Annotated in this window: 19 protein-coding genes; 16 read left to right on the top strand and 3 right to left on the bottom strand. The window is 57.6% G+C overall.

Translation table 11 applies throughout. The features are described from left to right. Window positions 1-41 precede the first annotated feature (41 nt). Window positions 42-950, bottom strand: coding sequence for a LysR family transcriptional regulator (locus ABIT76_12610; GenBank protein MEO7933989.1), 909 nt, complete (start codon window positions 948-950; stop codon window positions 42-44). A gap of 109 nt (window positions 951-1,059) precedes the next feature. Between ABIT76_12610 and ABIT76_12605 the strand changes: the two genes are divergently transcribed. The 10 genes from ABIT76_12605 (at window position 1,060) to ABIT76_12560 (ending at window position 14,959) form a co-directional block, all read left to right on the top strand. After that, entirely contained in the window at window positions 1,060-2,091 is a 1,032-nt protein-coding gene (locus ABIT76_12605) for a CmpA/NrtA family ABC transporter substrate-binding protein (GenBank protein MEO7933988.1), read from the top strand. A gap of 34 nt (window positions 2,092-2,125) precedes the next feature. Beyond that, a complete protein-coding gene (locus tag ABIT76_12600) occupies window positions 2,126-3,433 on the top strand; it encodes a CmpA/NrtA family ABC transporter substrate-binding protein (GenBank protein ID MEO7933987.1) in 1,308 nt (435 codons plus the stop codon). A 33-nt stretch (window positions 3,434-3,466) separates the two neighbouring features. Then, a complete protein-coding gene (ntrB, locus tag ABIT76_12595; protein MEO7933986.1) occupies window positions 3,467-4,351 on the top strand; it encodes a nitrate ABC transporter permease in 885 nt (294 codons plus the stop codon). Window positions 4,352-4,353: 2 nt separating this feature from the next. Continuing rightward, window positions 4,354-5,277 (top strand): ABC transporter ATP-binding protein, encoded by a 924-nt coding sequence (locus ABIT76_12590; protein ID MEO7933985.1) that lies wholly within the window; start codon window positions 4,354-4,356, stop codon window positions 5,275-5,277. Next, complete coding sequence (locus ABIT76_12585) at window positions 5,274-6,143, top strand: ABC transporter ATP-binding protein (GenBank protein MEO7933984.1); 870 nt, start codon at window positions 5,274-5,276, stop codon at window positions 6,141-6,143. The genes ABIT76_12590 and ABIT76_12585 overlap by 4 nt, the downstream gene beginning before the upstream one ends. Before the next feature lie 42 nt (window positions 6,144-6,185). Further along, window positions 6,186-7,697, top strand: coding sequence for an alginate export family protein (locus tag ABIT76_12580; GenBank protein ID MEO7933983.1), 1,512 nt, complete (start codon window positions 6,186-6,188; stop codon window positions 7,695-7,697). A 97-nt stretch (window positions 7,698-7,794) separates the two neighbouring features. Further along, window positions 7,795-9,510 (top strand): sulfite reductase subunit alpha, encoded by a 1,716-nt coding sequence (locus ABIT76_12575; protein ID MEO7933982.1) that lies wholly within the window; start codon window positions 7,795-7,797, stop codon window positions 9,508-9,510. Window position 9,511: 1 nt separating this feature from the next. After that, a complete protein-coding gene (locus ABIT76_12570) occupies window positions 9,512-11,221 on the top strand; it encodes a NirA family protein (protein MEO7933981.1) in 1,710 nt (569 codons plus the stop codon). 1 nt (window position 11,222) lies between these two features. Continuing rightward, entirely contained in the window at window positions 11,223-12,728 is a 1,506-nt protein-coding gene (locus tag ABIT76_12565; GenBank protein MEO7933980.1) for a DmsC/YnfH family molybdoenzyme membrane anchor subunit, read from the top strand. Beyond that, window positions 12,725-14,959, top strand: coding sequence for a nitrate reductase (locus ABIT76_12560; protein MEO7933979.1), 2,235 nt, complete (start codon window positions 12,725-12,727; stop codon window positions 14,957-14,959). Before ABIT76_12565 ends, ABIT76_12560 begins: the two co-directional genes overlap by 4 nt. On the opposite strand, the gene ABIT76_12555 is transcribed toward ABIT76_12560, so the two are convergent. Beyond that, window positions 14,901-15,500 (bottom strand): molybdenum cofactor guanylyltransferase, encoded by a 600-nt coding sequence (locus ABIT76_12555; GenBank protein MEO7933978.1) that lies wholly within the window; start codon window positions 15,498-15,500, stop codon window positions 14,901-14,903. The two genes, ABIT76_12560 and ABIT76_12555, sit on opposite strands and share 59 nt — an antisense overlap. On the opposite strand from ABIT76_12555, the gene ABIT76_12550 reads away from it, so the two are divergent. The 6 genes from ABIT76_12550 to ABIT76_12525 are packed head-to-tail and all read left to right on the top strand — an operon-like array spanning window position 15,499 to window position 20,806. After that, entirely contained in the window at window positions 15,499-15,996 is a 498-nt protein-coding gene (locus tag ABIT76_12550) for an MOSC domain-containing protein (GenBank protein ID MEO7933977.1), read from the top strand. The genes ABIT76_12555 and ABIT76_12550 overlap by 2 nt on opposite strands. Further along, a complete protein-coding gene (locus tag ABIT76_12545) occupies window positions 15,993-16,985 on the top strand; it encodes a 2-hydroxyacid dehydrogenase (GenBank protein ID MEO7933976.1) in 993 nt (330 codons plus the stop codon). Before ABIT76_12550 ends, ABIT76_12545 begins: the two co-directional genes overlap by 4 nt. Window positions 16,986-17,039: 54 nt before the next feature. Further along, entirely contained in the window at window positions 17,040-17,333 is a 294-nt protein-coding gene (locus ABIT76_12540; protein ID MEO7933975.1) for a ferrous iron transport protein A, read from the top strand. A 32-nt stretch (window positions 17,334-17,365) separates the two neighbouring features. Further along, on the top strand, window positions 17,366-17,596 hold the full coding sequence (locus tag ABIT76_12535) for a FeoA family protein (protein ID MEO7933974.1): 231 nt from the start codon (window positions 17,366-17,368) through the stop codon (window positions 17,594-17,596). A 2-nt stretch (window positions 17,597-17,598) separates the two neighbouring features. Continuing rightward, the gene (gene feoB, locus ABIT76_12530) at window positions 17,599-19,482 is read left to right on the top strand and encodes a ferrous iron transport protein B (protein ID MEO7933973.1); all 1,884 of its coding nucleotides are present in this window, start codon (window positions 17,599-17,601) and stop codon (window positions 19,480-19,482) included. 31 nt (window positions 19,483-19,513) lie between these two features. After that, window positions 19,514-20,806: an ABC transporter permease gene (locus ABIT76_12525; protein ID MEO7933972.1), complete on the top strand. Its 1,293-nt coding sequence runs from the start codon at window positions 19,514-19,516 to the stop codon at window positions 20,804-20,806. Between the two features lie 5 nt (window positions 20,807-20,811). On the opposite strand, the gene pgl is transcribed toward ABIT76_12525, so the two are convergent. Further along, a complete protein-coding gene (gene pgl / locus ABIT76_12520; protein ID MEO7933971.1) occupies window positions 20,812-21,714 on the bottom strand; it encodes a 6-phosphogluconolactonase in 903 nt (300 codons plus the stop codon). Between the last annotated feature and the right edge of the window lie 56 nt (window positions 21,715-21,770).

Genomic DNA, 21,770 nt, shown 5'->3' with positions numbered 1-21,770 from the left:
CTAAATAACTACCCGGATTCCACCCCGCAGCAATGGGTTTTCTAACCTCCCAATCCAGCGCAAACCGTTTCGCAGAGGCCGATGAAAGTTTCCTCAGCCAGACTCAGCCGACGCTCGCGCCAATGCAGCACGCCCCAGCGTCTCTTGAGTTTCCGTTTGCCCAGCGGCACGGCGACGAGTGATTGCTCGGTGAGCTCCTTGTCGGCGGTCCACGGCGCGAGCACGCTGATGCCGAGGCCGAGTTTCACGAGTTCCTTGATCGCCTCCATGTTGCCGAGTTCCAGCAAACTGTGCAGCGAGATGCCCTCCTCGCGGAAATACCATTCAATGATCTCGAAGGTGTAACTTTTCTTGCTGTAAACAATGTAATTCTGCGCCGCGATCTCGCTCCGGTCCGCCCGTCCGCTCACCGCCCACGGATGGAGCGGGCTGACGAGAAATTGCAGTTCGTCGGTGAACAATTCGCGGAACTCCAGCAAGTCGTCGCGGCGCGGTTCGAGGTTCACCGCCAGATCGATCTGATGCGAGCGCAGCGCCTCGATATTTTCCGGTGTGTCGCCAACTTGGATCGCAATCGAGCACTGTGGGAAACTTTCTTTAAACTCTCGCAGCACTGCTGGAATAATATACTGGCAGGCTGTGGTGCTGGCACCGATGCGCAGCCGGCTCGTGCCCCATTTGCCGAGCTTGCCAAGTTCCGTGCGAGCCTCCGACATCTCTTTGAGGATCTTTTCGGCTCGAGTTAGAAACTGCTCACCGGCCTGATTCAGGATCACGCTTTTACCCACTCTGTCTAAAAGACGACACCCCACATCGGCCTCCAAACCCTTCACCGCATGGCTTATCGCCGATTGAGTCACACCTAATTGGCGCGCGGTCTGCGTGAAGCTTCCCGTCTTGGCGAGCGTTGCAAAGGCGCGAAGTTGCTTACTATCAATCAGTTGGGCCATCTATGAATTTTTTTAATGGTATGCATGTGTGAGTTGCAATCTGTTTCTGCATCCAATCGCTAAATCTGGCACACGGGCGGCTATGTCGGGGATGAACAAAAAATTCACAGTGCCTGCCACCAAATCATCCATAGCGCTCCAACTCGGCTTCGTGCCGCTGGTCGATGCTGCTCCCGTCATCATGGCGGCGGAGTTGGGTTTGTTTGCGAAACATGGCATCGCCGTCCGACTCCATCGCGAGGCGGGCTGGGCGACGATCCGCGACAAGATCATTTATAAGGAACTCGACGCCGCCCACGCCCCGGCGGGCTCGGTGATCGCCGCTAGTTGCGGTCTGGGTTCCATCGCCGCGCCGTGTCTGACGGGTTTTATTTTTAACCTCCATGGCAATGCGATCACGCTCTCCGAATCGCTCTGGAAGCGCGGCGTGCGCAATGGCCTCTCGCTGCAGGACGAGGTAAAACGAAAAGAACGCGATTACGTCTTCGCCGTCACCAGCCACTTTGCCTCGCATAATTTCCTGATGCGTTCCTGGCTGCTGCAAAACCGCATCACGCCAGATCAGGATGTGAGAATCGTCGTGGTGCCGCCGCCGCAAATGCTGGCGAATCTGCACGCGGGCCATATCGACGGCTATTGCGTCGGAGAACCCTGGAACTCGATGGCGGTGATGAAAAAACAGGGTTGGATCGTCGCCTGCAGCAGCGAGCTGGCTCCGGGTCACCCCGAGAAGGCATTGCTGGTCCGCCAGAGTTTTGCCGAGGAAAAGGCTCCACAGCATCTGGCTCTCATCGCCGCCTTGATCGAGGCGTGCCAGTTCTGCCAGTTGCCGGAAAATCGCGAGCGTGTGGCCGAGAGTCTGGCCCAGCGCAAATATCTCAACGTCCCCATCCAGGCTGTGCGGGCGAGTTTGGGCGGGCTCTTCGATCTCGGCCACGGTCGCGTGGAAAAAATGCCCGACTTCCACGTTTTCTCCGGGCCGCTGGCCAATGAACCCACGCTCGAACGCGGCCGCTGGGTCTGCGGCCAGATGAAGGCGCACGGTTTGTTTCCCGATCCGGCGGCCATTCCCGCGCATCGCCTGCACGAATTTTTCCGCACCGACATCTACCAGCAAGCCCAACACCTGACCAAAACCTAACTCCAATCTAACCAACATCTAACTCCAACCTAACATGCACGATAACAACCTAACTCCACTGCGCACGCCGCTCTCCCGCCGCTCTTTTCTAACCAACACCGCCAAGACTGCGGGCATCGCCGCGCTGCTCGCCGGTTTGCCCAAGGCTTTTGTCGGCTCCGTCTATGCCGCAGAGGACGCCCCGGAAATGACCGACATCAAATTCGGCATGATTGCGCTGACCGATTGCTCGCCGATCGTCATCGCCCACGAAAAAGGCCTCTTCAAAAAATACGGCATCAATTCCACCGTCGCCAAAGGCGCGAGCTGGGCTGCGATCCGCGACTCGCTTTCCAATGGCGACATCCAGGCGACTCACATGCTGCTCGGCATGCCCATCGCCTCGACTCTCGGCCTCGGCGGCGCTCCCAAAAAACCGATGATCGCTCCCTGGCTGCTCAATCGCAACGGCCAGTCCATCACCCTCGCCAACTCTCTCAAGGGCAAAGTCGCCGAGGATCCCAAGGCGCTCAAGCCGCTCGTCGATGCCGCCAAGGCCTCGGGCACACCCATGACTTTTGCGATGACTTTTCCTTCCGGCACGCATGCCATGTGGCTCCGTTACTGGCTCGCAGCGGGTGGCATCAATCCCGGTGACGCCGCAGGTGCCAACGCCGATATTTCCCTCATCACCACACCGCCTCCACAGATGGTGGCCAACATGAAAGTCGGCAAGATGGACGGCTTCTGCGTGGGTGAACCCTGGAACGCCCGCTCCATCGCCGAGGACATCGGTTACACAGCGATCAACTCTCAGGCGATCTGGAAGGATCACCCGGAAAAAGTCTGCGCCTTCACCGAGGAATTTGCCGCAAAAAATCCGAAAACGGTCAAAGCCATTCTCAAAGCGCTCCACGAGGCCAGCGTCTGGCTCGACGTCATGAGTAACCGCGAAGAACAAGCCAAGATCGTCAGCGCCGCGACCTACATTAACTGCCCGCCAGAGACGATCCTGAGTCGTCTGCAAGGCAAATACATCATGGGCGACGGCCGCATCTTCCGCGATCCGAACTACATGATCTTCAGCGACCGAAACTGCAATTATCCGCAGCCGAAATACGCCACTTGGTGGATGACCCAGCTCACCCGCTGGGGTTTCACCTCCGACATGTCGGAGGCCGCCGCGCTCTCGAAGCAGGTCATGCGCACCGATATTTACGAGGAGGCAATGAAGGAAATCGGCTACACCCACGGCGGTCTGGACGAGAAACCCGAGACCTTGTTCGACGGAGTGACCTTCGACCCCAAAGGCGACTTGAATGCCTATGTGAACAGCTTCGGGATCAAGAATCTCAAGGCGTGACCTAGCACTTTACTAACCTTGTTTTAACTCACCATGGACTTCATCAAACGCTTCAAGCTGGACAGCCTGTTGCTGCCCCTCATCGGGATCGCCTGCTTCCTGATCCTGTGGCAGGTGATCGCCGGCAAGACGGTCACGACGCGAGTTGCGGATGAGTTTGGCGACATGGTGACCAAGAACGTGCGCACTGGCATTTCCCCCGATCTCCCCACCCCGACGATTGCGTGGAAAGCTAGCAAAGCCTACATCGTGCAGCCCTTCGCCAAACGCGGGGAACTCGACCGTGGCATTCTAGCTTTCACCGCGCTCTCGCTGGGGCTGGTGACTCAGGGTTATATCATCGCTCTGGTCATCGGCACGCCGCTTGGATTTTTCCTAGGCCTGTCGAAGACTTTTACCAAGGCGGCAGACCCGATCATCCAGGTGTTGCGCCCGGTCTCGCCACTGGCATGGTTTCCACTTGGCCTCGTCTTGTTTAGCTCGGTAAAGCTGGTCGATGCGCATCAGAAGACCGTCTTCGGCGCGTCCGACGCCGCCGCCTTGTTCACCATCGCCGTCTGCGCCATGTGGCCGACTGTGATGAACACCGCCGTCGGAGTTAGGGCGATACCGCAGGATTATTTGAACGTCGCGAAGGTGCTCAAACTCTCCCGCAGCAAGACGCTTTTCAAAGTCCTCATCCCGGCGACGCTGCCGTATATGTTCACCGGATTCCGCCTCTCGCTGGGCATCGCCTGGCTGGTGATCGTCGCCGTGGAAATGCTAACAGGCCGCCCCGGAGTCGGCGGATTTCTCTGGCAGGAATACAACGCCGGCAGCTACTCGCGCATCATTCTCTGCATCCTAACCATCGGCGTGATCGGACTTATACTCGACCGCGCCATGAGCTTCATCGAAGCCCGCTTCAAATCGATCTAACCATGAGCTTTCTCAGCGTGCATCAAGTTAGCAAAGGTTACGGTCCCCGCTGGAATCGCAGCGAGGTGCTGGCCGATATTAACCTCGAGATCGAGGAGGGTGAATTTGTTGCCATCATCGGCTATTCCGGCACCGGAAAAACCACGCTAATGTCCCTGCTTGCCGGATTGATCGAACCCGACTCCGGCGAGGTGCGGCTGGCTGGCGAAAAAATGGAAGGCCCGGGCCCGGATCGCGGGATTGTTTTTCAAAACTACAGCCTGCTCCCGTGGTTGAGCGTCTATGAAAACATCGCGCTAGCCGTCGATCAGGTTTTCCCGGAATGGACCGTGGAGAAACGCCGTGAACACATCGAGAAGTTCATTGCTACAGTCAATCTAACCCCGGCCCGCAACAAGCTCCCCAGCGAACTTTCCGGCGGCATGAGACAGCGCGTTTCTGTGGCTAGAACATTGGCGATCAACCCCAAAGTCCTCTTGTTAGACGAGCCGCTCAGCGCCCTCGATGCGCTGACCCGCGCCAATCTCCAGGAAGAGATCAGCCGACTCTGGCAGGAGGATAAAAAAACCGTCGTTCTCATTACCAACGACCCCGACGAGGCGATCCTCCTGGCCGACCGCGTGATCCCGCTCACACCCGGACCTCGGGCGACTTTGCTGGAGTCCATCCCCGTCACACTCCCGCGTTCGGAGAACCGCAAGGCCGCGCTCGAATCCATCGAGGGCAAACGCCTGCGCAACGAGATTATCGAACGCCTGCAATCGTGCAAAAAGCCCGCCGGAGCAGCCATTGTTAGGAAGCTGATTCTCCCCGACATCGAGCCCGAGGATCTCACCAAAGGACGCCACAGTTTTCTTTTTCGCAACAGACGCAAACCGGTGCGCAAGAGTGAAATCCAACCCATTTCCGTGGAAGTCGAATCATGAGCGCCTACGTGGAAATCTCGCAGCTAACCAAGTCCTATCCCAAGGCGGATGGCGGACGCGCCGTTATCGTGAAGGATTTCAATTTGAAGATCGCGAAAGGTGAATTCACCACCGTCATCGGCCATTCCGGTTGTGGAAAATCCACCCAGCTCATGATGCTCGCGGGCCTGAGTGAAATCACTGAGGGCGTCATCGTCATTGCCGGAAAAGAGATCGACGGCGCGGGACCGGATCGCGGCATTGTTTTCCAGTCCCCCTCCCTGCTTCCGTGGATGACCGCCCGGGAAAATGTGATGTTAGGCATCAATCAGGTTTTCTACACCGCGGATAAAATCGAGCGCCAGCAAATCGCTGAATACTACCTAACTGTAGTCGGCCTCGGCGAATCGATGGAGAAGTATCCTGACGAGCTTTCCCAGGGAATGCGCCAACGCGTCGCCATCGCCCGCGCCTTCGCGTTGAAGCCGAAAATGCTTCTGCTCGACGAGCCGTTTGGGATGCTGGATTCCCTCACTCGCTACGAGTTGCAGCAGGTCCTCCTCGACCTCTGGCGCAAGGAACGCATCACCGCCATGATGGTGACGCACGATGTCGATGAGGCCATTTTTCTCAGCGACCGGATCGTGATGATGACCGACGGTCCCGAGGCGACCATCGGAGACATTCTGGAGGTAAAATTCCCCCGTCCGCGCCAGCGCAAGGAGATCATGGAGCACCCCGACTACTACAAGCTGCGCGAGCACCTGATTCACTTTTTGGAAGTGCGGGCGCACGAGCGAGTTCCATATCTATCGGGTGCCGACGGCTGCGCGACTAATATTCACAGCACCGACTTCGGCGCTCTCACCACTCTGGCCAGTGCCTAACCTCCACTGGCGGAAACCAAACAAAAAACACTAATAAAACTAATGAAAAAAACATCTGTAAAATTGAGAGGGCTGCCAGAACTGCTCCTGGCAACCCTCCTTGCAACCGGAACGTCGGCCTTTGGCGGGGACATGACGCTCGCGACAACACCTAACAAAACCATCGTTCCCATCGACAAACAAGGGGCAAATCCGCTGTCTTTCCTCAATGGAGCCGTTGTTTTCGACGTCCAGGAACGCTTGCGCGGGGAGTATCGTGAGAACAACTTTGACTTCAATTCTGATGTCGATGTCCTCACCGACGACTCGTGGCTGCTCCAGCGTTTCCGCATCGGAGTCGCGGTCAAACCAGCTTCCTGGCTGAAAATCTACGTGCAGGGACAGGATTCCCGTGAAGCGTATTCGGATCGTCCCGATTATCCCACGATATTAGGAGCCGAGGGCGATGATGCCTTCGATCTACGTCAGGCTTATCTCCAGTTTGGCGACCCCAAAGGCTTCACGCTCACCGTTGGCCGCCAGGTTCTCAGCTATGGCGACGAGCGCCTGATCGGCAGCTTCGACTGGAACAATATCGGGCGTACTTTCGACGCGGTGAAAGCCCGTTACGCAGCGGAAAAATGGTCCATCGACGCCTTTGCCTCGACGGTGGTCGTGCCGGAGCGCGGTTCCTACAACCAGTCCGATGCCTTCAACGGAAATGAAACCAATCGCGGCCAGATCTTCAGCGGCTTGTATTTCAGCACCACGGCGCTGAGCTTCCAAACCACGGATCTCTACGTCCTGCATTTGCACGAGGATACTAACTCGCGCTATCTGCCTGCGGCGACGGGCAACACCGATTTCGCCACCTTTGGTTTCCGGATTAAATCCAAGCCCGGCGTCTTCCATCATGAGGAGGCTCCAGCGGCTGATGGCAAATCCATCGCTGACGGTAAATCCACGGCACCCGCTACCAAGTCAGCAACGAAGCTAGTCGGATTCGACTACGAGGCGGAAGCTGCTTTCCAGACCGGCGAACTGCGCGGTCTTGATCTAACAGCCTACGCGATTCACGCTGGCGCTGGTTATACTTTCGACGCTCCGTGGACACCACGTCTCGGCATCGAAGGCAACTACGGCAGCGGCGACAACGACCCGACTGACGGCAGCTCGGAGACGTTCCAAAATCTGTTCCCGACGAACCACAAGTTCTACGGTTACATGGACGTTTTCTCTTGGCAGAACATGAAGGAACTCGCGGCTCAGTTGAAATTGCAGCCTGCGAAATCGATCACCGTCCAGTTTGATTACCATGCATTCTGGCTGGAATCGACCGACGACGTCTGGTATCGCGCCAACGGCATCACTCCGGTGCGCGCGCTCACTCCAGCCGCCCGCAACGCCGACAGCTTTGCCGGTTCAGAAGCCGATGTCACCGTTACCTGGAACGTCAAGAAATGGGCGTCCATCCAAGTCGGCTACAGCCACTTCTTCGCAGGTCAGTATCTCTCCGACACCGGTGCCGACAGCGACGCCGACTTCGGTTACGTGCAGACCACCTTCAACTTCTAACAGTTAGCAACACTTAGCATCTCCTGGTTGTGGTCCGCTGCAAGTCGGCGTGTGCCGATCCTCTACAGCGGACCACATAACCAGTTACTCACATTTCATGTCAGGCATTCCATCCATACCTCCCGATGCACCATTCACGCCAGAGCAACGCCTCTGGTTGAATGGTTTTCTCGCGGGGTTATTTTCCCATTCGACTCAGACTCCACCCGCGTTGCAAGCACCGGCGGAGCCATTGCTGATCTTGTTTGGGAGTCAGACGGGAACGGCGGAAACTCTCGCCAAACGTCTCGCGAAAGAAGCCGCGCAATCGGGCTTTTCCTCACGCGCGCTTGGTCTGGATCAACACGGCAAGGTCGATTGGTCCCAGGAAAAAAATGTCGTCATCGTCACCAGCACTTATGGCGACGGCGAACCTCCCGACAACGCGCTGGATTTCTGGAAGACATTTAACTCCGACTCCGCTCCGTCACTGGCGCATATGAAGTATTCCGTGCTCGCGCTTGGCGATACCAACTACTCGGAATTCTGCAAGTTCGGCAAAGACTGCGATCTACTATTGGAAAAGCTAGGCGCGCAACGCATCGCGCCTCGCATCGACTGCGATTTGGAATACGAGGCACCGGCAAAGAATTGGACCACCTCCGTCTTCGGCGCCCTCACTTCCGTTATTGTGGAAGCCAAAGAAGAACTGGTCGATCTGCTTCCTCTGGGCTCGAAGAAAAACCCGTTTCCCGCCAGACTTTTAACCAATCGCCTGCTCAACCGCGATGGATCGGCCAAGGAAGTGCGCCATTTCGAGATTAGTCTGGAAGGTTGCGAAGTGGCTTATGAAACCGGCGACGCCCTCGGCGTCATTCCGCAGAATTGCCCGGAACTCGTCCAGGAAATCATCACCGCCCTCCGCTGCGATGGCGAGGAAGCCGTGATGACTCCCGATGGAGCCGAGACATCGCTCCGCCATGCGCTCCTAAACAACTACGAAATCACCAAGCCATCGCCGGATTTCCTCAAACACATCGCCACCACCCACCCGGAACTCGCCGCTCTACTGGAACCATCCAGCAAAGACGAGTTGCGCAACTATCTCTGGGGCCGCGAGATCATCGATTTCCTAACCACTCCCATCGCACTGGAGGCGTTCATTCCATTGCTCAAGAAAATCCAGCCCCGGCTCTACTCCATTTCCTCCAGTCCCAAGGCGCACCCCGGCCAGGTGCATCTAACCATCTCGTCCGTGCGCCATGCGAGTCACGGTCGATTGCGCAAAGGCGTCTGCTCCACGTTTCTCGCGGATCGCTGTCACGCCGAAATGCCCGTGCCCGTTTTCATCCAGACCTCGCATGGATTTCGTGTGCCTGCCGATGTTAGCAAGCCGGTCATCATGGTCGGGCCCGGCACCGGTATCGCACCCTTTCGAGCCTTCCTCCAGGAGCGCCGCGTCACAGGCGCCACGGGCAAAAACTGGCTCTTCTTTGGCGACCAGAAACGCTCCACCGACTACCTCTATGAGGACGAGTTGACTTCCATGCAAATGGACGGCCATCTGCACCGGCTCGACCTCGCATTTTCCCGCGATCAGACGGAGAAAATCTATGTGCAAGACCGCATGTTAGAAGCTGGCGAGGAACTCTGGCGCTGGCTGGAGGAGGGCGCTCATTTCTACGTCTGCGGCGACGCCAGCCGCATGGCGAAGGACGTGGACAACGCCCTGCACACCATCGCGGAAAAGTTCGGCGGCAAAACACCCGAGGCCGCCAAGGAATATGTCTCCCGATTGAAAACTGAAAAACGCTACCAACGCGACGTTTACTAATATGGAACTACCATTTGCCGAAGTCGCGGGTCACCCGCTCAACCAGGAACAGACGCAATACCTCACGGGATTCTTTGCCGGCGCGGCAGCTCGTGGCCTTCGCTTCAGCGACGCGGATGCCACCCCTGCGCCGGCATCCCGAGTGTCCCTCGACGACCTCATTCTGGAGGAACGCATCAAGCGCGAGCTGCATCCGCTCGACGCCTATCCCGTTTTGCTGGAACACGCCTCTGCTAACAAAGCTCCAGACAAGGAAGACCTCTTCCGCTTCAAGTGGAACGGCCTGTTTTTCCTGACTCCTAACAAGGAAGCCTACATGGCCAGATTGCGCATTCCTGGCGGCGTCTTGCAGAGCTATCAGCTTCGGGAAATTGCCAGCATCGCCCGGGAACTCACGACGGGTTACATTCAAATCACCACGCGCGCCAATCTGCAAATCCGGCTCATTCAGCCGAAGGATGCGCCCGATGTTCTCAGCCGCATCCAGCATGTGGGCTTGCACACGCGCGGCTCTGGGGCGGATAACATTCGCAATCTCACTGCGAATCCGACCGCTGGAATCGATCCCTGCGAACTGATCGACGTGCTGCCGTTTTGCCGCGAAATGGGCCAGATTATTTTGAATGATCGCGCCTTCTACGATCTGCCGCGAAAATTCAATATCGCCTACGATGGCGGCGGCCTGATCGGAACCGTCGAGGATACTAACGACATCGGCGCGAAGGCGGTGAAAGTCGGTGAAGAAATCTTCTTCCGCATCGCCTTGGGTGGAGCGACGGGACACAAAGCGTTTGCCCGCGACTCTGGTGTGTTAGTGAAACCTGCCGAGTTAAACAAGGTCATCGCGGCAATGGTGCGAGTCTATATCGCCAACGGCAATCGCGGTGATCGCAAGAAGGCGCGGCTGAAACATTTGCTGGAAACCTGGACGCTGGATCAATACATCGGAGAGACAGAAAAACTGCTGGGTTACAGTCTAACCAAGACCCCATTGGAGTTAGATGCGATTCGGCACGCGAGTCAGGAATTGCCGCATAGTCACGTCGGCATTTATCCGCAAAAACAGCGCGGTCTGCACTACGTTGGCGTGGCCATTCCCGTCGGCGTGCTTAATCCGAAGCAACTCACCCGCGTCGCTGAAATCGCCGATCTCTACGGCAGCGGCGAGATTCGTCTAACAGTCTGGCAGAACTTTATCATCCCCAATGTGCCGGAGGCGTTTGTCGCCACAGTTCAGAAGGCGTTGAGAAAGATTGGATTCGCCACCGAACAGTCGCATCTGCGCAGCGGACTCATCGCCTGCACTGGCAATAGCTACTGCAAACTCGCCCAGGCCAACACCAAGGATGTGGCCCTCGAACTCGCCGACTATCTCGACAAAAAAGTGCAACTCGACCAGCCTGTTAACATCCACGTCACAGGCTGCCCCAACTCTTGTGCCCAGCATTACATGGGCGACATCGGATTGTTAGGAACAAAGACCAAGATCAACGGCGAAAGCATGGAAGGCTATCACGTTTTCGTCGGCGGCGGATTTGGCAAAAACCAGGCTGTCGGTCGCCAAGTGTTCTCGGCACTAACCATCGATGCATTGAAGACCACCCTGGAAAAAATGCTGCGCGTTTATCTGGCCGAGCGTCAGCACAAGGAAACTTTCCAAGCCTTCACCATGCGCCACGATCTCAACGCTTTGCAGGTATTGTTCTCCTAACATGCTTGTCTCCGACGAAAGCCTGATCGAAAAACTGCTGGCCGAACAGCAGTCGCTGACGGCGGTGGAACGTTTCTCGCAAAAGCATAATCAGGTGCAGGGCCACTCGCAGCAGCGCTACTATCGCGACCTAATTCCGCTCAGCCGACCACAAGCTGGCGAGCAATATGCCTTTGCCGTCGATCTCGACAAATGCACCAGCTGCAAGGCCTGTGTAAGTGCGTGCCACTCGATGAATGGCCTCGATGAGGGCGAGGCCTGGCGCGACATCGGCCTGCTGCGAATCGCCGACGAAAGCGTGGCTTATCAGCAGACTGTAACGACCGCCTGCCATCATTGTCTCGATCCGGCCTGCGCGGAAGGCTGCCCCGTACTAGCTTACGAAAAAGATGAGGAAACCGGCATCGTCCATCACCTCGATGATCAATGCATCGGCTGCCAGTATTGCACTTTGAAATGTCCCTACGACGTTCCGAAGTATAACAAGAAGCGCGGCATTGTTAGAAAATGCGATATGTGTCATCAGCGCCTGGCTGTCGGCGAGGCCCCTGCCTGTGTGCAGGCCTGCCCGAGCGGCGCGATAGCGATTCAGATAGTTAGCCAGGAGACGCTGCGGAAAAATCTGCAACCCGGCGACCGTCTGCTGCCGGGCGCTTTTGATTCGAGTTACACTCGACCCACCACGAGCTATACGAGCGCACATCCAGCCAACGGTCAACCGGCGGACGGAGGCAAAATCCGGATCGAGCACGCGCATTGGCCGCTGGTCTTCATGCTCGTGCTCACGCAGGCTGCCGTGGGAATTTTTGTGGTCAACGGACTGCTGCTCCATCAGGCAACGGTTAACATCGTGGGCTTTGCCTTGCTGAATTTAGGCTTGGGTTTGAGCGTATTGCACCTCGGTCAGCCGCTGAAAGCCTGGCGCGCTTTTCTTGGCTGGAGAAAATCCTGGATGAGCCGCGAGATCATGGCGTTCTCCGCATTTGCCGGGCTAGCGTCGGCGCTGACAGCCTGGGGTTATCTGGGTTTGCTGCCGTTTTCGCTCCCAAGTTTTCTCCAGAAACTAACCATTCCCCTCATCTGGACAACGATCATTATGGGAGTCGCCGCTGTGTCCACTTCCTGCATGATCTACGTCGACACCCGCCGACCATTCTGGAGCTGGCCGATGACGTTTCTGAAGTTCTTTGGAACCGCCATTGGACTCGGACTGGCTATCGCTGGCTTCTGGAACTCGTCTCTAACCTTGATTGGCTGCGGGGTTCTTCTAATGATTGGCCTCTCTGAGCTAGCATTGCTAAAAAATCCTGCCCTAACCAAATCCAGCGCGATTCTTTTCGGACCGCTGGCCAGCCTGCAATGGGCGCGTGCCTTGTTACTCGTTTTGGCGCTCTGCAGCGCAGGCACTCCCCTGGTTGCTATCACCGCCCTTCTCCTCGCCCAACTTATCGAGCGCGCCTGCTTTTTCATGGCTGGCGTCGCGCATCGCATGCCCGGCGGAATATGAAGTTTCTCACCAAACATCTTCGCACGTGGGAAGGCCCGCTCACCAGCGATCTCGTGCAGCATCCGGGCGAATTTGGGCTGGGTAACATTCCGCGCCAGCTTACGCCGGATGCCACCACGACCATCGTCTGCGGATTTTGCTCCACCGGCTGCGGGTTGAAGGTGCATCTCAAAGACGGCGAGGCGATCAATCTTTCAGCGGAAACAGACTACCCCGTGAATCTCGGCATGGCGTGTCCGAAAGGCTGGGAGGCGCTCACTCCGTTGCGCTCGCCAGATCGCGCCATCTCGCCGCTGCTGAAAAACCCGGCAACTGGACTTCAGGAGGCCGTGAACTGGGACCAGGCCATCGACGTTTTCTGTTCCCGCTTTCAGTCGATTCTAACTCAGCACGGACCAGAGTCCGTCGCGTGGTTGGGCACTGGGCAAATGCCTTGCGAGGAACTCGCCTTTCTCGGCGCGCTGGGAAAATTTGGCATGGGCCTCATTCATGGCGACGGGAACACGCGGCAATGCATGGCCACGGCGACGACGGCTTACAAGGAGTCGTTTGGCTTCGACGCGCCGCCGTTCACCTACTCCGATTTCGAGGAGAGCGATGTGTTAGTTTTCATCGGCGCAAACCCCTGCATCGCGCATCCGATCATGTGGCAGCGAGTTATGTCTAACTCCCATCAGCCGGAGATCATCGTGCTCGATCCGCGCGCCACTGAGACGGCGATGGCCGCCACTCAGCATCTCGCCTTGCAGCCGAAGAGCGATCTCACTCTCCTCTACGGCATCGCGCAGATTCTAGTTAGTAAAAACTGGGTGGACTTGGATTACATTCAGAAACACACAACTAACTATTCCGCCTTCACCGAATTTTTGCAGGGGTTCGACACGCAGATGGTGGCGGCTGCCACGGGACTAACCATCGCAACCATAGAACATTGCGCGGAGACAATCGGAAAAGGACAACGTGTCTCCCTCTGGTGGACGATGGGAGTGAACCAAAGCCACGAGGCGACCCGCACCGCGCAAGCCATCATTAACATCGCGCTGATGACCGGAAACATGGGCCGTCCCGGCACCGGAGCCAACTCCATTACGGGCCAGTGCAATGCGATGGGCTCACGGCTCTTTAGCAACACGACTAACATGTTGGGCGGCCACGAATTTCTCAACCCGGTGCATCGTCAAAAAGTCGCGTCGGTTTTGAATATTCAGGACGCCAGCATTCCTAACAAAAACTCCCTGCCCTACCATCAGATCCTGGCTGGGATCGAGGCGGGCCGCATCAAGGGCTTGTGGATTGTGGCGACTAACACGGCCCATTCCTGGATCAATCAAAACTGGGCCCGCGCCACTTTGGCGAAGCTGGATTTTCTCGTCGTCCAGGACATGTATGGCAACACGGAAACGGCTAGAACTGCGGACCTCGTTTTACCCGCCGCTGGCTGGGGTGAAAAGGAAGGGACTTTGATTAATTCCGAGCGGCGTTTCGGCCTCATGAAAAAAGTTTCCCGCGCTCCGGGTCTGGCGCTGTCGGACTTTAATATTTTTCGTCTCATTGCCCAGCGCTGGGGATGCGGGGAAATGTTTCAGAAATGGACTTCGCCTGAGGCAGTCTTCCAGATTTTGAAGGAATTGAGCCGGGATCAGCCATGCGATATCAGCGGCATTCGCGACTACCAAATGATCGACGATTGCGGAGGAATCCAATGGCCTTTTACGAAGGGAGAGGAGGACCTTCCCGCGGTGCAGCGGCGTCTTTTTGAAGATGGAAAATACTATCATTCCGATGGGCGGGCGCGATTCATCTTTGAGTCCACTCGTGCCGTGGCCGAGCCGGTGGCTGCGGAGTTTCCGCTGGTGCTTTTGACCGGGCGCGGCACCTCGGCGCAATGGCACACGCAAACGCGCACAGGGAAGTCCGACATTCTGCGCAAGCTCTACCCGGCTAATGTTTACGTCGAGGTTAGTCCGGCTGATGCGGCGCGTCTGAAGATCGAGGCGAATACACAGATTATAGTTAGATCGCGACGCGGCAAGATCTCAGCCACGGCTTTCATCACTTCGACAATGCGGGCGGGCCAGGTGTTTATTCCGATGCATTACCCGGAGTTGAATCAGCTTACCTTTCCGGCATTCGACCCTTACTCGCATCAGCCTTCCTACAAATATTGCGCGGTCACACTGGAGCCGGCAACTCGTTCAAGTTGGAAAAAAAAGCCGCCTCAGCAAAACTGACAGGGTGGACTTTCATGGTTTTCTGCGCAACGGCTTCGCGCAGAAAAACCTGCAGGCTGCGCTGTCCTCGATCAAGAAATGAGCGGACCAGACTCAAACTCGACTTGGCGTAAACGGCGGCGAGCGGCTCGTAGTATTCGCCATTTTTCGGAACCACGGCGGCGTCACGTGCTAGCAGATTGGTTAGAAATTCCACAGTCATGGCCGGCATGTCCACCGCTAGTACTAGCACCAAGTCCGTGGAGATGTTTTCCAAAATTCCAGCCAGTGCGCCCATCGGCCCCAGACCAGAAATCTCGTCTTCTAACACGGTGATCCCACTCCCGTGCCAGGGGCCGACGATGGCACCGGAAATGAAGACTTTGGCAGCGCCGATGGACTGTAGGATTTTTATTTGACGCTGCCAGAGTGGCTCGCCGTCGATCTGAAAAGTCGCTTTATCAAATCCCATGCGACTCGATTTGCCACCGGACAGCAGCACAGCGGAAAATGGTGCCGGTTGATCGACATTGGCGCGGGGTTCCTCCATACTGGCTCTCATGAATAGCGAAAGTCCGGCCATCAAGCACATCTTCATTTCGCGCGCGCATAATTTTGTGGGACACAAGGGCCGCGAGCCGGATGAATTTCCTTCGGAGAATCGCATGGAAGTCGAATGTCGCAGCGGCGGCGGGATCGTGGGCGACCGGTATTTCAATCACAAGGCGGATTACAAGGGTCAGATCACGTTTTTTGCCTGGGAAACGGTGGAGCGAATTCGGGAAAATTTCTCGAATGAGCTAAGTCCCTCGGTTTTTCGTCGCAACGTGATTACGACCGGACTCGACTTGAACTCGCTGGTCGGTGTGGAGTTTCAGATGCAGGGTGTCTGGTTTGCAGGCACGGAGGAAGCGCGGCCCTGTTTCTGGATGGATCGCGTGATCGGCGAGGGCGCGAAAGAGGCGCTGGAGGGCTTCGGAGGATTGCGGGCGAGGATTTTGTCGGACGGCGCGCTGAAAGTCGGCCCGTGTGAGTTGAATGTGCTCGCCCTGCTATGAAAATCGCTGTTTTTTCCACGAAGCCGTATGACCGTGAGTTCCTCGTCTCAGGCAATGCGAAATGGCACTACGATCTGACTTTTTACGAGGAGCGGCTGACGAATGCGACTGCGGTTCTGGCCCATGGCTGCGATGCGGTTTGCGTGTTTGTGAATGACATCGTGGATGCCGCGACTCTCGAATCGCTGGCGGAGTTGGGAACGCGGCTGATCCTGCTGCGCTGCGCCGGTTTCAACAACGTCGATCTCGCCGCCACCGCCCGGCTTGGAATGAGTGTGCGGCGGGTTCCTAGCTATTCGCCGTATGCGGTGGCCGAGCACACGTTGGCGCTGATTCTTACGCTTAATCGAAAAACGCATCGGGCTTTCAATCGAGTGCGCGAGGGAAATTTTTCACTCGAAGGCTTGCTCGGCTTCGACCTGCATGATTCCACCGTCGGCATCATCGGCACCGGAAAAATCGGCCGTCTCGCCGCGCGTCCCTTGCAGGCGATGGGTTGCAAAATCCTCGGCTACGATCCGTATCCAGCAGCGGAATTTATCTCCGAAGGTGGCACTTACGTTCCGCTCGACCAGCTTTTCGCGGAGTCGGATATCATCAGCCTGCACCTGCCGCTGACGCCCGAATCTTTTCATCTCATCAACGCCGAATCACTGGCGAAAATGAAGCGCGGCGTCATGCTGATCAATACCAGCCGCGGGGCTTTGGTCGATGCCGACGCGCTGGTCGGCGCCTTGAAATCGGGGCAGGTCGGTTACGTCGGGCTCGATGTCTATGAGCAGGAGGCGGAGGTGTTTTTCCAAGATTTATCGGGCGAAATCATTCAAGACGACACGTTGCAGCGGCTGCTGACGTTTCCCAATGTGTTGATCACGTCGCATCAGGCGTTTTTCACCAAAACCGCCATGACGAACATCGCCGAGACGACTCTGAGCAACGCCAGCGATTTCCTCGCGGGGCGCTCATCGCCGAATGAAGTGAAAAAATAGCCGCAAAGCTAGATTTTTCTTGAGACTTGATCTCAAACACGGCATCGTCCCGGTGTGAAACCGCATTGCGCTCCTGGAATTGGCCTGCTTCAGCCAACGACATTGCTCGCTGCCCCAGTCGGCAAAAAAATGCAGCTTCACGCGCTGAACACGAAGCCCGAAGTCTGCCAGCGCCTGCGCGAAATGGGTTTCTGCGAGTCGGCCCAAGTCATCAAGCTTTCCAGCGGCAGCAACTTGATCTGTCAGGTTTGCGGCGTGCGACTGGCGCTCAGCCGCGAACTGGGAAATTGCATCATGCTTAAACCGTATGAATCGAGTGCAACTCCGTTGGAAAATCGCCGCGCCTGAGTTTTCGCGCCTCTTCTGCGATGGCGGATTCCGTGACTTTACTTTCTGATCTGACTCCCGGCCTCATGGCCACGGTCGTGGCGTTTACCGGTGACTTGGAACGCACCAAGCGCCTTCGCGAAATGGGCCTGCTCCCTGGCACCAAGGTCAAATTCGTCCGCTGGGCTCCCATGGGCGATCCGCTGGAGATCGAGCTGCGCGGCTACCGGCTCTCGCTGCGGCGTCACGAGGCGGAGCTGATCCAAGTGCAACTCGCCTCTTAAAAATGTCCACCGTCGCCTCTACGAACCTAACGTTCGCGCTCGTCGGCAACCCGAATTGCGGGAAGACGACGATCTTCAATGCCCTCACCGGACTGCGCCAGAAGATCGGCAATTACCCCGGCGTCACCGTGGAAAAGAAAGTCGGATCGTTCTTCACCCAGCATGGGGAAAAGCGCGACCTGATCGATCTGCCCGGCACTTACAGCCTCGTGCCGCAGTCGCCGGACGAACGCGTCACCCGCGACACGTTGCTCGGATTGCAGCCCGACACGCCCGCGCCGGATCGCGTGATTTGCGTCCTCGACGCCTCCAATTTGGAGCGCAATCTTTACCTCGCCACGCAGGTGCTGGAAGTCGGATTGCCCACGATTGTCGTCCTCAACATGATGGACATGGCCGCCGCCCGAGGCGAAAAAATCGATCTCGCACTTCTCTCCGAACATCTCGGTTGCCCAGTCGTGGCGGCGACCGCGAATCATGCCAACGGCCTGATTGCCCTGCGACTCGCCCTTTCTCAGCCCGTCCAGCCCAACCTGCATCCGCATAAGGATTTTGAAAATCTGGACAACGTTTCCGAGGCCGCGATCTCCGCGCGCTACGACCAGATCGGGATCATTGCGAACGGAGTGACAACCTATTCAGACGTCAACGCCGACGACCGCACGGATCGCATCGACGCCGTGCTCACTCATCCCGTCTGGGGTTGGGTCGTTTTTCTCGGGCTCATGGGCCTCATGTTCTGGAGCATTTTCACGTTTGCGAGCTATCCGATGGATTTCATCGACGCGACTTTCAGTAAACTCTCCGGGTTTATCCAGGCCACGATGCCTGCGGGCGACTTGCGCGATTTGCTGACCGACGGCGTCATTGCCGGTGTCGGTGGCGTCCTCGTTTTCCTTCCGCAAATCCTCATTCTTTTCCTCTTCATCGGCCTGCTGGAAGACAGCGGTTACATGGCGCGCGCCGCATTCATCATGGATCGCGTGATGAGCCGGGTCGGGCTCCACGGAAAATCCTTTATCCCACTGCTCAGCTCCTACGCCTGCGCGATTCCGGGCATCATGGCCACGCGGACGATCGAAAGTCCCCGCGACCGGTTGGCCACGATTCTGGTCGCGCCGTTCATGAGTTGCTCGGCACGGCTGCCCGTCTATGGGCTGATGATTTCCACGCTCATCCCTGGCGGAGGCGCTTCGGCGGGTGAAAAAGCCGGGCTGATGATGCTGATGTATCTCCTCGGCACTGCGGCGGCGTTCTTCTTCGCGCTGCTCTTCAAACGTACCTTTCTGCGGGGCGAACCCCCGCCGCTGGTCCTCGAACTCCCCCCCTACCGCCTGCCCGGGGTCTTCACCGTTCTCCAGCACATGCTCTCGCGGGCCAAAGCCTTTCTCACTCGCGCCGGCACGCTGATTCTCGGCCTCAGCATCCTGCTTTGGTTCGTCTCCACGTTCCCTAAGACCGACGCCGGGCTCTCCGGGAGCTTCGCCGGGCGCGTCGGGCATTTCATCGAACCCGCCCTCATTCCACTGGGATTCAATTGGAAAATCGGCATCGGCCTCATCGGAGCGCAAGCCGCCCGCGAGGTCTTTGTTTCCACCATGGGCATCGTTTACAGCATCGACGGCGCGGACGAAAACACCGAGCCGCTGCGCCTCGCCTTGCTGAAGGATCACTGGCCCGACGGACGCCTCGTCTTCACGCCGCTGGTCGCGCTGTGCATCATGGTTTTCTTCGTCTTTTCCATGCAATGCATCGCCACGCTCGCCGTGGTCAAACGCGAGACCAACTCCTGGCGCTGGCCCGCGTTTCAGTTCTTCTACATGACCGGTTTCGCCTACCTCACGACGCTCGTGCTCTATCAAGCTGGACGCGCCCTCGGTTTTTGAGTTGGCTCTAACTCCGCTCAAAACTCCGCTCTTGAAACTTCCCTTCACTTTCTTCCTCGCCCTGCGCTATCTCCGGCCGAAGCGCACCTTTCTTTCGATCATCACCCTCATCTGCATCGCCGGCGTCATGCTCGGCGTCATGGTGCCCATCGTCGTCCTCAGCGTGATGACTGGTTTCGACCGTGAACTGCGCGAAAAAGTGGTCGGGTTCGATGCACATCTCACCATTCACGGCGACGGCATCCTCCACGACTGGCGCAAAATCATGGCCGACGCCAAAACCATCCCCGGCGTCACGGCGGTCGCCCCGTTTGTGCAGGGCCGGGTGCTCGTCGAATACAACAACCGTCGTCTCGCCCCCTACATTCGCGGGATAGATCCGGCTCTGGAGGAAAGCGTTTCGTCCATCAAACAATACATTCCCGCAGGCAGCGGCAGTTACGATCTCTCGGGCAACAACGCCATCATCGGCTCTGATCTGGCCGAAACTCTCGGCATCGGCGTCGGCGACACGCTCTCGGTTTATTCGCCGAGCAACATCAGCCAAATCCTCGATTCCATTGACAAAGCCGGAGCCGAACCCAACAACAAGGAAGCCCTCGCCAAGGCCCGCGAACTCGTCCTCCCCATTGACGTCACCATTTCCGGCATCTTCACCAGCGGACGCTATTCCTACGACTCCGATTACCTCCTCGTGCCGCTGAATGTCGCGCAGGAACTCTACACCCTCGAGGACAACGTCCACGGCCTGAGCGTGAAAACCACCGACGCCGACCGCGCACCCGAGTTCCAAACCACTCTGAGGAAACAGCTCCAGCCGCCCAACGACGTCACCACCTGGATCGAATCCAACTCCGCCCTCTTCGACGCCATCACCGTCGAGCGCAACGTCATGTTTTTCCTCCTCCTCTTCATCGTCATCGTCGCCGCCTTCGGCATCATGAGCACCCTCATCACCACCACCGTCCAGAAAACACGCGAGATCGGCGTCATCAAAGCCCTCGGCGCGCGCGTCAGCCAGATCCTCTGGATCTTCCTCGCGCAAGGCGTCGTCGTCGGCTTCTTCGGCACCTTAAGCGGACTCGGACTCGGCATCCTCATCGTCTCGCAGCGCAACGAATTTCGCGCCTGGCTGAGCCGCGTCCTGCACATGGAAATCTTCCCCTCCTCCATCTACCAATTTGGCCAAATCCCCGCCGTCATCGTCCCCCGCGACGTCGCCACCATCTGCATCAGCGGCTTCATCATCTGCACCATCGCCGCCCTCATCCCCGCCTACTTCGCCGCAAGACTCGACCCAGTAAAAGCTCTCCGTTTCGAGTAAGACAATTATTCGCCGAGGAGCCAGAGGAGCTGGCCGTCGGTCGGCGTGATGCGTTCGGAGGGATAATCCGTGCCGCCTCGGAGGATGGATTCCACGAGCGATTGTTTGGATTTTCCGTTTACCAAAAAGACGATGCTCCGCGCGGCGTTGATAAATGGAAAGGTGAGCGTGATCCGCCAGACGCCTAGCGAGGGGACAAAATTGGCGATGACGCGTCGCTGGGTTTCCTGGAGTCCTTCGCTGCCGGGGAAGAGCGAGGCGGTGTGGCCGTCGTCGCCCATGCCGAGGAGGATGAGGTCGTGTCGGAAGTCGGGGAAGGCGTCGAGCTGCGCCTCGTAATCCTGCGCGGCGGCGGCGGGGTCGAGTTCGGCTTTGATGCGCAGAACGGTGGCGTCGGCCCGATACAGCCAGGCTTCGTGGGCCATCTTGAAGTTGCTCTGCGCGTGGTCCGGCGGCACGCAGCGTTCGTCGCCAAAGGTGATGACCCATCGACTGGTGTCGGGGGCGATGTCGGCGAGTTTTTGGTAGATCGCCTTGGGTGTGCTGCCGCCGCTGAGGGCGAGGAAAAAACGACCGCGTTCGACGATGGCCCGGGCGGCGTGGTTGAGGATGTGCTGGGTGGCAGCGTCAACGAATTTGGTAGTGTGGAGTATGTCGGACATCGATGGGAATTGTTGAAAATGAGTGCGCCTGCGCAGGGAATCGCGGGTGTTGCCCGGCAAGATGAGCGGCTGATGTTCCCCGTCCGGCACGGCTGGGGTGAGTCGGAGCGGCGGCTTTTCCAGGCTCTTCGGGCGAAACCCGTTTTTGCGCGTCTGGATCGGCACCCATTCGCGCTCGGGCACCACCGTCGGCACAAAAACCGGAGGCACCTTCAAAGGCTGGGTTCCATGGGGAGGCTTTTCCATTTGGTGTAAATACCATCCTACCAACTGGCTAAAAGAAAAGTCGCTTCTTCACCTCG

The sequence above is a fragment of the Chthoniobacterales bacterium genome (assembly GCA_039930045.1).
Classification (GTDB): Bacteria; Verrucomicrobiota; Verrucomicrobiia; order Chthoniobacterales; family DASVRZ01; genus DASVRZ01.
The sequence above is the reverse complement of the archived record's forward strand: the minus strand, read 5'-3'. Positions and strand labels throughout refer to the sequence as shown.

What these genes read in the sequence shown, in the direction of transcription:
- ABIT76_12610 (MEO7933989.1), bottom strand. Translation starts at nt 950, where the DNA reads ATGGCCCAACTGATTGATAGTAAGCAACTTCGCGCCTTTGCAACGCTC.
- ABIT76_12600 (MEO7933987.1), top strand. Translation starts at nt 2,126, where the DNA reads ATGCACGATAACAACCTAACTCCACTGCGCACGCCGCTCTCCCGCCGC.
- ntrB (MEO7933986.1), top strand. Translation starts at nt 3,467, where the DNA reads ATGGACTTCATCAAACGCTTCAAGCTGGACAGCCTGTTGCTGCCCCTC.
- ABIT76_12590 (MEO7933985.1), top strand. Translation starts at nt 4,354, where the DNA reads ATGAGCTTTCTCAGCGTGCATCAAGTTAGCAAAGGTTACGGTCCCCGC.
- ABIT76_12585 (MEO7933984.1), top strand. Translation starts at nt 5,274, where the DNA reads ATGAGCGCCTACGTGGAAATCTCGCAGCTAACCAAGTCCTATCCCAAG.
- ABIT76_12580 (MEO7933983.1), top strand. Translation starts at nt 6,186, where the DNA reads ATGAAAAAAACATCTGTAAAATTGAGAGGGCTGCCAGAACTGCTCCTG.
- ABIT76_12575 (MEO7933982.1), top strand. Translation starts at nt 7,795, where the DNA reads ATGTCAGGCATTCCATCCATACCTCCCGATGCACCATTCACGCCAGAG.
- ABIT76_12570 (MEO7933981.1), top strand. Translation starts at nt 9,512, where the DNA reads ATGGAACTACCATTTGCCGAAGTCGCGGGTCACCCGCTCAACCAGGAA.
- ABIT76_12565 (MEO7933980.1), top strand. Translation starts at nt 11,223, where the DNA reads ATGCTTGTCTCCGACGAAAGCCTGATCGAAAAACTGCTGGCCGAACAG.
- ABIT76_12560 (MEO7933979.1), top strand. Translation starts at nt 12,725, where the DNA reads ATGAAGTTTCTCACCAAACATCTTCGCACGTGGGAAGGCCCGCTCACC.
- ABIT76_12550 (MEO7933977.1), top strand. Translation starts at nt 15,499, where the DNA reads ATGAATAGCGAAAGTCCGGCCATCAAGCACATCTTCATTTCGCGCGCG.
- ABIT76_12555 (MEO7933978.1), bottom strand. Translation starts at nt 15,500, where the DNA reads ATGAGAGCCAGTATGGAGGAACCCCGCGCCAATGTCGATCAACCGGCA.
- ABIT76_12545 (MEO7933976.1), top strand. Translation starts at nt 15,993, where the DNA reads ATGAAAATCGCTGTTTTTTCCACGAAGCCGTATGACCGTGAGTTCCTC.
- feoB (MEO7933973.1), top strand. Translation starts at nt 17,599, where the DNA reads ATGTCCACCGTCGCCTCTACGAACCTAACGTTCGCGCTCGTCGGCAAC.
- pgl (MEO7933971.1), bottom strand. Translation starts at nt 21,714, where the DNA reads ATGGAAAAGCCTCCCCATGGAACCCAGCCTTTGAAGGTGCCTCCGGTT.